The sequence below is a fragment of the Leptospira saintgironsiae genome, assembly GCF_002811765.1.
Classification (GTDB): Bacteria; Spirochaetota; Leptospiria; order Leptospirales; family Leptospiraceae; genus Leptospira_B; species Leptospira_B saintgironsiae.
The window spans coordinates 359,500-372,413 of sequence record NZ_NPDR01000001.1; the positions used below are offsets into that span (position 1 = coordinate 359,500).

11 protein-coding genes are annotated in these 12,914 nt (G+C 38.8%); 6 read left to right on the forward strand and 5 right to left on the reverse strand.

The genetic code is table 11. The features are described from left to right. Positions 1-81: 81 nt before the first annotated feature. Both CH362_RS01685 and CH362_RS01690 read left to right on the forward strand, forming a co-directional pair. On the forward strand, positions 82-990 hold the full coding sequence (locus CH362_RS01685; RefSeq protein ID WP_100708620.1) for a tetratricopeptide repeat protein: 909 nt from the start codon (positions 82-84) through the stop codon (positions 988-990). Beyond that, complete coding sequence (locus tag CH362_RS01690) at positions 944-1,960, forward strand: tetratricopeptide repeat protein (protein ID WP_100708621.1); 1,017 nt, start codon at positions 944-946, stop codon at positions 1,958-1,960. Before CH362_RS01685 ends, CH362_RS01690 begins: the two co-directional genes overlap by 47 nt. Here the strand turns inward: CH362_RS01690 and folP are convergent. Next, positions 1,948-2,862 carry a dihydropteroate synthase gene (gene folP, locus CH362_RS01695; protein WP_425269004.1) on the reverse strand — a complete coding sequence of 305 codons (915 nt, stop codon included), beginning with the start codon at positions 2,860-2,862 and terminating at the stop codon, positions 1,948-1,950. The genes CH362_RS01690 and folP overlap by 13 nt on opposite strands. A 51-nt stretch (positions 2,863-2,913) precedes the next feature. On the opposite strand from folP, the gene CH362_RS01700 reads away from it, so the two are divergent. Genes CH362_RS01700 through CH362_RS01715 form a run of 4 tightly spaced genes read left to right on the forward strand, consistent with a single transcriptional unit; the run spans position 2,914 to position 8,050 of the window. Next, entirely contained in the window at positions 2,914-4,992 is a 2,079-nt protein-coding gene (locus CH362_RS01700; RefSeq protein ID WP_100708623.1) for an OmpA family protein, read from the forward strand. A gap of 10 nt (positions 4,993-5,002) precedes the next feature. Beyond that, positions 5,003-6,157 carry a DUF1577 domain-containing protein gene (locus tag CH362_RS01705; protein WP_100708624.1) on the forward strand — a complete coding sequence of 385 codons (1,155 nt, stop codon included), beginning with the start codon at positions 5,003-5,005 and terminating at the stop codon, positions 6,155-6,157. A gap of 5 nt (positions 6,158-6,162) precedes the next feature. After that, positions 6,163-7,485 (forward strand): histidine--tRNA ligase, encoded by a 1,323-nt coding sequence (gene hisS, locus CH362_RS01710; protein ID WP_100708625.1) that lies wholly within the window; start codon positions 6,163-6,165, stop codon positions 7,483-7,485. A 52-nt stretch (positions 7,486-7,537) separates the two neighbouring features. Then, positions 7,538-8,050, forward strand: coding sequence for a phosphatase PAP2 family protein (locus tag CH362_RS01715; protein WP_100709229.1), 513 nt, complete (start codon positions 7,538-7,540; stop codon positions 8,048-8,050). Here the strand turns inward: CH362_RS01715 and CH362_RS01720 are convergent. The 4 genes from CH362_RS01720 to CH362_RS01735 form a co-directional block, all read right to left on the reverse strand. After that, positions 7,997-9,166: a Re/Si-specific NAD(P)(+) transhydrogenase subunit alpha gene (locus CH362_RS01720; RefSeq protein ID WP_100708626.1), complete on the reverse strand. Its 1,170-nt coding sequence runs from the start codon at positions 9,164-9,166 to the stop codon at positions 7,997-7,999. The two genes, CH362_RS01715 and CH362_RS01720, sit on opposite strands and share 54 nt — an antisense overlap. A gap of 78 nt (positions 9,167-9,244) precedes the next feature. Continuing rightward, on the reverse strand, positions 9,245-10,180 hold the full coding sequence (locus tag CH362_RS01725; protein ID WP_425269005.1) for a UDP-glucuronic acid decarboxylase family protein: 936 nt from the start codon (positions 10,178-10,180) through the stop codon (positions 9,245-9,247). Further along, complete coding sequence (locus CH362_RS01730) at positions 10,173-11,045, reverse strand: M50 family metallopeptidase (protein ID WP_100708628.1); 873 nt, start codon at positions 11,043-11,045, stop codon at positions 10,173-10,175. The genes CH362_RS01725 and CH362_RS01730 overlap by 8 nt, the downstream gene beginning before the upstream one ends. 28 nt (positions 11,046-11,073) lie before the next feature. Further along, positions 11,074-12,768: a methyl-accepting chemotaxis protein gene (locus CH362_RS01735; protein WP_100708629.1), complete on the reverse strand. Its 1,695-nt coding sequence runs from the start codon at positions 12,766-12,768 to the stop codon at positions 11,074-11,076. Positions 12,769-12,914: the final 146 nt, after the last annotated feature.

Consider the following 12,914-nt stretch of genomic DNA (forward strand, 5'->3'; position numbering starts at 1 on the left):
TTATATTTTCGGAGGTTTTTACATTTTACCTGAAGTTTTTTTCAGGTTGTTTTCTGGGGAATTTTAGTCGATATTCCGGATATGACCGAGGCCGATATCAAACGAAAGTTCAACGAGGCTTTAAAACTCGAAAAAGAAGGGAAAATCTCCCAGGCGGCCAAGATATATTCTGAAATTTTGGGAATGAATCCAAAGTTTCAAAAGGCATACCTAAACCTTGGTGCACTTTACTCTCGTACGGGCGACTCTGAAAATGCAATCAAGACCTATCAGAAGGCACTCGAACTCGGAAAAACTACTGAACTTTATTATAATCTTGGAGTGGAGCTATATCGACTCGGAAGTTTAGATGCTGCAGTTAAGGCGCTCAAAAGTTCTCTTGAACTGAATAAAAAATATCTGAACTCTCATCTTCTTCTTGCTTATTGTTATAAACAATTAGATCGCCCTGATAAATCAGAGCTTTATCTAAAGAATGCAATCAAGTTAGATCCTAAAAATAAAACCGCCTATGCTGCACTCGCTACCATTTACTTTGATACTGAAAAATGGGAACAAGCATTAGCAGCTGCTAACATAGCAATCCAGATCAATCCAAATGATCCTAGAATGGAAATCCTGATGACGGAGATCCATGTTAAACTTGGAAATTATAAACAATCATTCGAAACTCTTAAAAAGGTAACTACAACCGCTCAAGGGTTCGTGCAGTTTAATGATTCTATCAAAGAAGCCAAACAAAAGCCTAAACCGGAAGAAAAAGTGTTCTTTGATAATTTGGAAGTTTTAACCCGAAAAAAATTGGATGAATTTAAGAATAAGCTCACTCTCTCCAAAGAAAGTCCTCAGGATTTCGAGGCTCCGGAAGCTCAGGACGCGCTTGATCTTTCTCTTATGTATTTGTTTCATGGAGATACAGAGCGGGCCTTAAAGTATTTATTATATGCGCAGAAAAACCTACAGGAAAATCCCACTTCTGAAATCGGTTAATCTTTTTCTTTTACCATTCCTTCTATTCTTCTCTTGTTTATATCCAGTCAGAAACAACGAATTGATCGAAAACGATCCTATGTTTCTATATCTTCCTGCAACAGATTATACAAGGGAGAAGGTTGATTCTGTAAAAAGTCCTTGGGAAGCTAAAACTCATAGAGGAAAAGCAATCCTTGCCCCAGACAAAAATAATGTGGGAATTTTATTTGTAAGATTCTCTCTTATTGATGATGCAGAAGACGAGTTTTTAAGCTCACAAAAACTTCTACCTAATAATCCTGTTCCTGCACTTAATCTATTACGTTTATATTATCTAGTAGAAGATATTTCAGAAGCCAAAAAATTTCTGGAAACATTCCTAAAACAATCACCTACTATTGAGCGTAAAAAGTTCGAAAATCTTTTAATAGAAGCGCAAAGAGAAGAAGAGCTTGTGATCTTTAGAGATGCACTTTCTACAATTCCAGGCCAGGAAGTTTATGCATGGGAAGGTTTGGCAGAATACTTTTTCTCTAAACAAGAATGGTCTAAAAGTTATTATTATTTGGAAAAGATCTTACAACAAAGTCCATTTCACAAGAATGCAAGAGGCCTAATGTTAAAGATGGCCCATATCTTAGAAAAATGGGACGATGTTTTGGTTTTTGGACTTAGCTTGAGTGGAACCGGAGAAAGAATTCCAGAATTAGAATATTATATCGCTCATGCTTATTGTGAGAAGAGAAGATATTCAGAAGCATTGGATTGGCTTAATAAAGCACCCGAATCCGAAAAAGAATCTTTAGTATTTTTAGAATTATGGAAACTTTCTTTACTTTCCAAAAATCCTAAAGCAGATGTTTCTCCACTTCTTCCTTATTTTAGAAAATTGAAATCCAAAGGATTACAATTCACTGAAGAGGAATTTTTTCCTACTCTAACTCCGGAAGGAAAAGAAACAATAGATAGAATTCGTTACGGACGATAAGAGCTTGTCCCAAAAGGTCCAGGCCCCTGAAGCCCGCGTTGCGGACTATAAACTCCGTGAGACATTTCCCAGGTTTTCATAGCTAATAGAAAGGACTTAGGGGAATGAGTTCTGATCATCCGAACTCCTTTGGACCAAAGATATGTTTCCGAGATCGCAGTCGGAACAATTCTATCTTCTACTGGCAAACCGCCTAAAGCATTTCCTAAAAAAGATTTTTTAGTAACCGAAACCATTAGATTCGGAAACTCAGAAAGAATTTCAGTGATCTTAGAAAGAATCGCAAAACTTACCTTATAATCAGGGCTTAAAAAAAATCCCATACCAGGATCTAAGATCAAACGATCTGCTAATCCTAAACTTTCAAAAGTTTTTGTTCTTTCTCTAAAAAACTCTAATGCAAGAGGCACAACATTTTCTGGTTTCAGATCTGAAAACTCAGAAGCCTTGATAGAATGATCCTGAGAAAACATCGCCACAAACTTTGTAGACTTATTGTTTGCAACTTTTAGCAAATCCAAACTTTCAGGATCTACAAAACCTCTGATATTATTGATATAATCTACATCTGCTTCTAATGCCTTTCGTATGACGTAGGGACGGAATGTATCAATGGAGATTGCAACCTTTTCCTTTTTGAGCTCGGAAATAATCTCCTTCATTCGGTCCCACTCAATATCTTCTGAAATGGGCTCCGCTTTTATATTGGAAGATTGAGCCCCGATATCTATGACGTCAGCGCCTTCTTCTATTAGGGATTTTGCCTTAGCTAAGGCCAGGTCCTCGCGGAGGTATTTTCCCCCATCCGAAAAAGAGTCACTAGTTATGTTCAAAACCCCGAATAGGATCGGTTTTGGAGGGAAAATTTCTTCCTGGTTTCGATTCGGCAGGTCGGATTCCATCTTAGTTTCCATCTTGATACTTGGGGTCTTTGTTCCGATACTAATTACAAGATGTTTTTTTACAATCAAGGAAAAGGACTCGTTCTAAAACGAAATCACTTTCTTAGCTCCGTCCTTGCCGGAACTCTTCTATTTTTTTTATTTTCCTGGGATGGATCCGCACAACCTGTCCCTACACTTTTGGAAAGAAATTTTGGATCTCCTTTAAATACACAAAACGTAGAATACAATCCTATCATCAGTCCTGACGGAAGATATTTGATCTTTCAATCCAATCGTCCTGGCGGAGAAGGGGAGATGGATATCTGGCTCTCCGAGAACGCTAACTACAAAAAAAGAGATGGGGAAGCAGATTGGAAGAAACCGGTCAACCTGAACCAAGACATATGGGAACAAAATAAAAAGGAACTTCCTTCCGGAGAAAAAAAATCCAAACTATTCAATACTGATAAGTACGAAGGTGGGATTTCTATTCGATTCGATGAATTTGGAAACCCTGAGGAAATTTTTCTAACTTCTGTCCGAAATGTAAAAGCGGATAGAGAAGGTTTTGACGCATTAGATATTTATTATACTAAAAGAGACGAAAAAACAAGACGTTGGAGTGACTTGATCGGTATCTCTGAGATCAATTCCAATTTTAACGAAAAGATGCCTTCTATTTCTCCGGATGGAAAATTTCTGATCTTTTCTTCTGATCGTCCAGGTGGATATGGAGAATATGATCTTTGGGTAAGTTACAGAACTGTTCCTACAGGTGTTTGGTCCAGTCCGATTAATCTTGGATCTGAGATCAATTCCAAGGCCAGTGAAATTCTTCCTTATGTTCATCCGGATGGAGAACAATTATACTTCTCTTCTAACAGAGAGAATGATCGCAAAAAGTTTTCATTATATCGCAGCTTCTTAAATCTTCCAGGAAACTCAGACATAGAAGATGCGGAAGATAAACTTACAGTTTCTAAAACAAATCTTCCTCATCCAGTTCCAGAAACAGGAAGTTTGGAAAAGCTACCTCATCCATTCAATTTAGATGCTTCCGAAGGAATAGACTCAGAAGGGATTTCTTTCGATCATGAAGGTCTTTGGGCTTATATTTCTTCCAACCGAAATGGAGGACAGGGCCAGTATGATATTTATAGATACCAGGTCCCTGAAAATCTGAGGAACTCCTACGATGTATCCTTCCAAGGAATAGTCTTAGATGGCTCCGAGGCCACAATGATTGGTTTGGATGCAACGATCAAAATTTCGGATAGTGTAGGCTCTTCTCGCACAATTACCTCCAAAAGAATAGGTGGAGATCTTTCTAAAGGAAACCCGACTAACTTTAAAACTGTCTTGAAAACGGGAAGATTATATAAGGTAGAAATTTCTTCTCCAGGATTTTATCCCACTGAGGACAAGCTCGACTTACGTGGAAACGTAGAAAGAAATAAGAAAGTTTATAAAACTTATGTACTTCTTCCTATCAAAGATGAAGAAAAAGGTAAGATCGTTAACACAGGCGATGGAGATAAAGGTAAGGGACTTAATGTGGTAGTTGTAGATGCTACTACTAAAGAGCCAATTGCTGGAGCGACCGCTACAGTTTTTACTCCTAAGAATAGACAGGGAGAAATCTTAAAATACAACAGTTTGTCAAAAAATTTCCATATCGAGTTGATCCCCGACACTGATTTTGAAATCTTTGCAAAGGCTGAGAAATATATTTCCGAAAGTGTTAATATCTTGAAGAAAGATATTAAACCCGGCTCTACAATTTCTATCGCTTTAAGGAAAGATTCGGAAGTCCCAGTTGTTTTAGGTACTAAACTCTATTTTGAATTCAATAAGACCGAAGTAACTGACGCACATCGTAAACAACTCGATCTGATTGTGGACTATCTCAAGAAGAATCCGTCCGATAAAATAGAGATTGGGGGCCATACAGATAATATAGCCTCCAAAGAATATAATACTCGCTTAAGCGGGAACAGAGCGCGGAAAGTTTTTGACTACGTTCGTAGCAAAGGGATCCAAGCTTCTAGGTTAAAAACCAGAGCTTATTGGTATTCCAGACCTGACGAAGACAACTCTACCGAAGACGGAAGAGCTAAAAACAGGAGGGTCGACTTCCGCAAGCTATAAAGGAGAGCAGATGGAAGTCGAGTACCGATCTTACCTACAATCACCAAGAATATGGGATACTATCAAGGATCCTCAAAAAGTAGGTTATATTCTGAAAGAGTACGTACATAACAACGGACTCTTTCTGAAAGAAAATCCTCTAAAACAAGAATTACAAATCTTACAAACTACTCCTGAAGGGAAAATTTTTCTTAGGATCGATCCGGAATCTATAAGCGAAGAAGGTGAGATCACAGTTTACAAAACCTTAAGTAAACATATGGAAATCGGCTTTAGAGTGGATTCAGTAAATCATGAAGATGGAGTAGTGATTTGTTCTCCTGAATACGTAAGGATCGCAAAAGACGGCCGCATTCTTCCAAGAATAGAAGGCTTACAAGGCAAAGTAGTAGCACATAGATTTCATATGCTTAAGAAAGAACAGGATTCAACTAAAGTCCTGGGAACTTCCGGCCAAATCTTACTTACAGACTTGCACAAGAATATATTATCAGAGTTCCCTTATTCCCGATTAGTATTTCCCACAGGAAAAGAACTTAGCTTCGAACAAGACTTAGCCAAACGTACAGGTAAAACCATCTTTGTAAAAGATGCGATCAATATGGATCCACTTTCGCAAGAAGAAGCAGGTGATTTCAATATTCTAGATCTAAAACAAGAATTAGAAGAAGAGATGATCCTGGAAGACAGAACCAAAGTTTATCGTTCAGGGAAAATCCAATCCTTTGCAATCTATCCTATCTATTACAAAGACCCTTCCGGCTCAAAGCTCGTTGCTTTAGGTTATGCGGAGACTAAGGATAGAATTTTAGATCCTGCTATTCTGAAAAAATACGCAGAGTTGGAAGATGTGTTTAATGAAAGGATAGAAGACTCCAATACTCTGGATGTTGATATCCGTCAAAACGTGATCAACGCTTCTGAAGGAGGAATTCTTTTAGAAGTAACCGAATCCCAGCTAGTCGAATCTTTTCTGCATAAACCTTTCTTTACTGCGGATATAACTTTCAAGATGCAAGCTCCATTGAGATTCGCATTTAAAATCCGACATATTTCTCAGATCGGGGAAATTTACCTGGTAGGTGCAGAAATAGTTGGCTCCAACGATGCCAAGACGAATATGACTCTATTAAAGAAGAATTTAAGCTTCATTAAGAGCGTCTAAGAGATTTGGAAAAACAGAAAGCCTTTTTACCCACAGCCCCATACAAGGGGACGAGAGATTTTTATCCGGAAGAAATGAGATTCCGAAATTGGATGTTTTCCGTAATGAGGAAGACTGTACAATCTTTCGGTTATGAAGAATACGACGGCCCTATCCTAGAATCTTTTGAACTCTATCTCGCAAAAAGCGGAGAAGAGATCGTCCAACGACAACTCTATAACTTTACAGACAAGGGAGATCGTCATGTAGCGATCCGCCCTGAAATGACTCCAACTCTAGCAAGAATGGTAGCAGGAGAAGTTAGAAATCTTGCCAAACCAATCCGCTGGTTTTCCGTCCCAAACTTATGGAGATATGAACAACCTGGCAAAGGACGTCTTAGGGAACATTGGCAACTCAATGTGGACCTATTCGGAGTAAATTCTTATAGAGCAGAAGTAGAGATCATTCTGATCGCTAATGCAATTTTAGAAAATTTTAAAGCTCCTAAAGGAAGTTACCAAATCAAAGTTTCTCATAGAGGAATTTTGGATTCATTTTTGAATCAAACTTTGGCTTTAGCTCCTGAAAAAGCGCATTCCGTTTCCAAACTTTTAGATAAAAAATCCAAAATCAGTAAAGAAACTTTTGAAGAAGAGATCAAACCTCTGCTTTCTAATCCTGATAAACAATTAAATCTTATTTATAGATACTTAGAAACAAATCTCCAGACAATTGGAGATTTAGAAGGTATAGATCCTTCTTCCGTTGAATTTATTCGAAACTTATTTTCGGATCTGGCTTCTTTGGGAATCAAAGACCAATTGGAATTTGATCCCTCTATCATTCGTGGTTTTGATTATTACACAGGTTGTATTTTCGAAGTATTCGATACCAATCCTGAAAACAGACGATCCTTATACGGCGGAGGAAGATACGACAACTTGATCGGACTCTTCTCCAATGAACAACTTTCAGGGATCGGTTTTGGATTGGGTGATGTGACCTTCAAAAACTTTTTAGAAGGACATGGACTCGTTCCAAAAGATCTAAATTCTAAAAATGCCGTTTTAATTCCTTTGATGGAAGATAAAGTTTTTCCTGAAGTTTTGAAATTAGCAGAAGAGCTAAGGAAAGAAGGAATCGGAGTGGAAACAATGCTCGAGCCTGCAAAACTCGGCAAACAAATCCAGACGGCGGAAAAAAAGGGATATCGTTTCTTGATCTTCTTAGGAGAATCCGAACTATCCGAAAACAAGGTTCAGTTAAAAGATATCGTCTCAGGAGAACAATCTTCTGTTTCCAGATCCGATCTAATCTCCATTTTACGGAAATCCTTACTTGGATAAGAACACATTGGAAAAATTATCCGCTTTCGAAAGAATCGATTATGCGATCGCGATGTTTATTCGCGAAAAAATTCATACGCCTCTTCTAAACCGAACTCTCTCCAGGATCAACCGTGGAGAGATAATGTTAGTTCTTATTCTTCCTTATCTTGCATATGCTGCATGGCAAGGAAGCCTTCCGTATCCTTGGTGGATTGTAATTCCTTATGCAGGGCTTGTTGCCTATGCAAATGATCGTTTTGTTTTAGTATTAAAAAAGTTAATCGCTCGTAAGAGACCGTTAGTGACTGTAGCGGGAAAAGTAGATCAAAACCCGGACATGAAACATTCATTTCCTTCTGCTCATGCATCTAACTCGATGACAGCAGCATTGATCTTAGTGTTCTTGTTCAGTTTTCCGGAATGGTTTTTGGTGCTAAGTCTTTTGGCAGGGATCGGTAGATTATTATCTCTGCATCATTTTCCCTCCGATGTGCTCGGAGGGTGGTTGATAGGAACCTGTTTCGGGACCTTAGGCCTTTTTCTTGGCCGTTGGCTTCTTCCCTTCTTGTTTGGAACCACCTAAGGCATCCAAAGTAAGTTTGTGACGGATCTCTCCTTCGTGAGTGATCGTCGTAGAAGCGATAACTTCGTCATTCAAGTCAAAGTTAACCTTCTTCTCTTTAACTAGTAGTTTCAGATAATTTAAAACGTTCTTAGCGAACATTCTAGAAGCATCTGAAGGAAGAGAACCTGCCAGGTTTTGGTGACCAACTACGGAAACTCCGTTTTTAGTTAATACAACCTTACCATGTTGAGTGTACTCACAGTTTCCTCCGTTTGGAGAAGCAAGGTCCACTACTACGGATCCAGCTTTCATTTTATCTACGATCTTTTTAGTGATAATGATAGGAGCTTTTCTTCCTGGGATCAAAGCTGTAGTAATGATCACGTCCGCTTTAGCTGCGAATTTTTCGATCGCTTCTTGCTGGCGTTTTTTATACTCTTCAGTTTGTTCTACAGCGTAACCGCCCGCTGCTGCGGAGTGAGTTGCACCTTCGACTTCAACGAATTTAGCGCCAAGAGATTGAACTTGCTCTTTTACTTCAGGGCGTGTATCAAATACGTCTACTACTGCACCTAATCTTCTGGAACTTGCAATTGCTTGTAAACCTGCAACACCAGCACCAATAATAAGTACAGAAGCTGGAGTTATTGTTCCTGCTGCGGTAGTTAACATTGGGAAAAATCTGGTTAAATGAGTGGAAGCAATAAGAACAGCTTTGTATCCAGCAACAGTTGCTTGGGATGAAAGAACGTCCATAGACTGAGCACGAGTGATACGAGCGATCGCATCTAAACTCAATACTGTAACTTTCCCCGCGGCAAGCTTTTTGATTACCTGAGGATTAACTGCAGGTTGGAACATTCCTAAATAGAAAGCTCCCTTTTTAATCTTAGATAAGCTAGCTCCATCCGCTAAGTGAATGCTCACTACTATGTCGGATTTTTTCAGAACGTCCGCGCGAGATTGAATCGTCGCCCCGGCTTTTTTATAATCTTCGTCAGAGAAAAAAGATCCTTCTCCAGCGCCTTTCTCGATGATAACAGAAGCACCGATTTTTTTAAAGGCATCAACTACGTCTGGCGTTACCGCTACTCTAGTTTCTTCCTTAGCTTCTTTTAAAACTCCGATATTCATACAGCCTACTCGAAACTCAATTTTTCGGTTAAATTCCCTTATAGGGGAAAAGTAGGTCCAGATTTTCTCGGCGAACGATTAATCCAAGTGATTTTTGAAATAATCGACCGTTTTCCTGATTCCTTCTAATAAAGGAACCTTAGGTTCATAACCCAGTTTTTGTCTAGCTAAAGTCAGATCTGGCTTTCTGCGGGCAGGATCGTCTTGAGGAAGAGTTTTATAAATGATCTTGGAAGAAGAGCCGGTCTCTTTTAAAACTAACTCTGCTAATTCTTTGACAGTAAACTCTCCGTCATTCCCCAAGTTCACAGGTCCATTGAAGTCCTGAGTGTTCATCATTCTAATGATACCATCTACAAGATCATCCACATAACAGAAGGATCTAGTTTGAGAACCATCTCCATAAACTGTGATATCTTTTCCTGCAAGTGCTTGGACCACAAAATTACTTACAACTCTTCCATCGTCAGGAAGCATACGAGGTCCGTACGTATTGAAGATACGAATGACTCTTATGTCCACTTTATGATTTCTGTGATAATCGAAACAAAGAGTTTCAGCGACCCTCTTTCCTTCATCGTAACAACTTCTGATTCCGATTGGATTTACATTTCCCCAATAAGTTTCTTTTTGAGGATGTTCGATCGGGTTTCCATAAACTTCGCTAGTAGAAGCTTGTAAGATCCTTGCTTTTACTCTTTTAGCAAGTCCCAACATATTCGTAGTTCCGAGAACATTGGTCTTAATAGTTTTGATTGCATTTGATTGATAATGAATTGGGCTCGCAGGACAAGCGAAGTTATAGATTTGATCTACTTCGAGTCGGATCGGCTCAGTGATATCATGACGTATTAGTTCGAAGCGAGGATTGGAGAGAAGTTTTTCAACATTCTTCTTTCTTCCGGTGTGAAAGTTATCCACGCAGATAACTTCGTTACCTTCTTGTATCAATCTTTCGCATAAATGAGATCCGATAAATCCGGCTCCGCCGGTCACTAGCACTCTATTAGCCATCAATTCTCTCTATATCCATAAATTCCGGTGGAAGAGGTTTACCGTTCAGATCCAAACCTCTGCTCAAAAACCATTCCAATACTTCTGGAGTTACTTCTCCAGGAAAGGGATTGTCTAAACCTAACACCGGCCCTTCATCAAACCCAGGAGTCTCATCCGGAACCGGACGAGGAGCTACCGCTCGCTTCAATGAAAAGAATATGATGGATACGCTAAAAAAGGACCAGAGCAGAGCAATCAAATATCCCAGGAATAAAACTGATTTCGGAACAGTTCCACCCGGAGAAGTTCCAGTTGCCCAATATGCTAAAATACCTGCATCAGTGTTTTGAACATTTTCAGTAAAATCCAAGAGATCGTATAAACTATACAAACTCACACTTGTCCCTAAAAACACAGTGATCAATCTATCCCAACCAAAAGGAAGGAACGAAGAGACTAAAAGAAAAATACCCCAAAGCAAACCTGTTCTTTGAGCAAGCCCTCCGGAAGAAGTGTACTTTAAAGTAAGTAATAAAACAGCCCCTCCCAAAAGTAACAAAGTGGGACGAACCAGACTTCCTTTGAATCCTCTGTTGATCAAAAATCCTCCGACCAAACAAGAACCCAAATAACCTGCGGAGACTACGAATATAAAAGGACTTTTACCTGATGTAGGAGATGCAACAGTTTGCCCTGCTTCGTCACCGTTCAATTCTATCATTTGAACAGAACCGCCGGAGATCAAAGTTGCGATCGCATGTCCTGCTTCATGAATAAAAACCACGAAGTCTTTTAGATAAGAAACCCATCCATGATTCCAATAGGAAAGAAGAGTCACTATAATCGCGAGTAAGAGTGCAAGCCTTAGGAAACGATTCTCCATTCTAGAATCAATATCGGCTTTTTGCGATTTAATCTGTTTTAAAATGGCTCAAAATTCCGCCAAATTTTTGGGAATGTTCCAAAGTATCTTTTACTGAATGTCTAATATTTTCCGAAGTTGCAGCTATGTCTTCTGCTGATTTAGAAATAGCACTCATAGAGTCTGAAATTTCACCTGCAGAAAGTTTTTGTTGTTCAGAAGTTCCAGCCATCATTTTTCCTAAAACTAAAACCTGATCAGAACTACTTCGAATTTCTCCAAGTCGTTTAGATTGTTCTAATAAAAGACTTTTTACTTTGGATGCAGAATTATGAACTTCTTCTATATAGTTTTGAAGATTCTCGAATACATCTACAGATTGTCCCACTTTCAGAGCACCTTCTTCGACTGAGTTAGATGTACTTTTTACAAGATGAGTAATGTCTTTGATACTCGACTTGGTTTGTTCTGCAAGTTTTGAGATCTCATCTGCAACTACTGAAAATCCTTTTCCTGCCGCTCCAGCCCTTGCAGATTCTATAGATGCGTTTAGCGCGAGCATATTTGTCCGTTCTGAAATGCTTGTGATAATGCCTACGATCTTATTGATCTCATTTGAATAAGATCTTATCTGTTCCATGGATTGGATTGCTTCATTAAAGATCTGTTTTGCTTGGTCTGCTTTATCCGCCACATTCCCAGCTTGTGACTCCAAGTTTTGCATGGATTCGGAAGTTTTTCCCAAGGACATATCTATGGAACCAATGCTATCGTTAACATTGGATAAACTTCTGGTTTGTTCGCTAATCGTTAATACAATCTCATCAATTGTTTTAGAAAGTTCATGAGAAGCAGCAGCAGTTTCTTGGACAGCATGAGCTTGTTTTTGAGAGACTCTTTCGAAAGAACCTACTGATTGGAATAATTCCTCATACAGTTTTAAATTTCTCTCGTAGTTCTCTTTCATTTGTACAAGAAGTCCCCAAAGACTAATGGTCATACATCTGAAGTTAGAATAAATTCTGTCTGCGTCTTCTATCCCTTCTTTCCTTGGAAATTCTGAGGCAAGATTTCCATTCACTACCTTGCCTACGATCTCCAAGGTCTCGGACATTTTCTTTTTCAGTTTATAGATAGTTCTCAAACAAAGAGAAAATCCCAGAACAACTGCAAGAAAGGTTATGGTAGAAGCGACCGGATCAGTTAAAAATAATTTCAGTCCTAAGTAAGAAGAAGGAATGAATATACATGCGAATGTGAAAGTTACAAGAGCAAGATATCCGAATTTTACTCGTATCGAATTTACAAAAGAGAAAAAGGTCCTATACAACCTTGATTCTCCGTTCATTCTTGCAAAAAGTTTTTCTGCCTTCTCTATTTGTTGTCTGTTCGTCTTCTTACGAACAGACATATAACCAGTAATCACTCCATTTTCGAGAACAGGAGTAACAGTGGCATCCACCCAATAGTAATCTCCATTCTTTGCGCGATTCTTAACGATCGCATTCCAAGGACGACCGGATTGAACTGTGCTCCAAAGATCTTCATAAACCGCAGGAGGTATATCAGGATGACGGACAATATTATGAGGTTGTCCTAGCATCTCCTCTTCTGAAAAACCACTTACATCCGCAAAATCTTGGGAAACATAAGTGATCTTTCCTTTTGAATCTGTTCTGGAAATAATTACCGCCGATTCAGCAAACTGAATTTCTCGACCTGTAACCGGTAGGTTCTTTCTCATATTTTCAGTAATTTTATGAAGTCAAGTTTGGTATAGCGAATTTAGGAAACTCGCATCTTGATTTTATCAAGTCAGAATTTGAATGAGAAATAATCTGTAAAATATTCTCTTAAACAATAATACTTTCGGTTTATTTTATAGAAGAT

What these genes read in the sequence shown, in the direction of transcription:
- CH362_RS01685 (WP_100708620.1), top strand. Translation starts at nt 82, where the DNA reads ATGACCGAGGCCGATATCAAACGAAAGTTCAACGAGGCTTTAAAACTC.
- CH362_RS01690 (WP_100708621.1), top strand. Translation starts at nt 944, where the DNA reads ATGCGCAGAAAAACCTACAGGAAAATCCCACTTCTGAAATCGGTTAAT.
- folP (WP_425269004.1), bottom strand. Translation starts at nt 2,862, where the DNA reads ATGGAATCCGACCTGCCGAATCGAAACCAGGAAGAAATTTTCCCTCCA.
- CH362_RS01700 (WP_100708623.1), top strand. Translation starts at nt 2,914, where the DNA reads ATGTTTTTTTACAATCAAGGAAAAGGACTCGTTCTAAAACGAAATCAC.
- CH362_RS01705 (WP_100708624.1), top strand. Translation starts at nt 5,003, where the DNA reads ATGGAAGTCGAGTACCGATCTTACCTACAATCACCAAGAATATGGGAT.
- CH362_RS01715 (WP_100709229.1), top strand. Translation starts at nt 7,538, where the DNA reads ATGTTTATTCGCGAAAAAATTCATACGCCTCTTCTAAACCGAACTCTC.
- CH362_RS01720 (WP_100708626.1), bottom strand. Translation starts at nt 9,166, where the DNA reads ATGAATATCGGAGTTTTAAAAGAAGCTAAGGAAGAAACTAGAGTAGCG.
- CH362_RS01725 (WP_425269005.1), bottom strand. Translation starts at nt 10,180, where the DNA reads ATGGCTAATAGAGTGCTAGTGACCGGCGGAGCCGGATTTATCGGATCT.
- CH362_RS01730 (WP_100708628.1), bottom strand. Translation starts at nt 11,045, where the DNA reads ATGGAGAATCGTTTCCTAAGGCTTGCACTCTTACTCGCGATTATAGTG.
- CH362_RS01735 (WP_100708629.1), bottom strand. Translation starts at nt 12,768, where the DNA reads ATGAGAAAGAACCTACCGGTTACAGGTCGAGAAATTCAGTTTGCTGAA.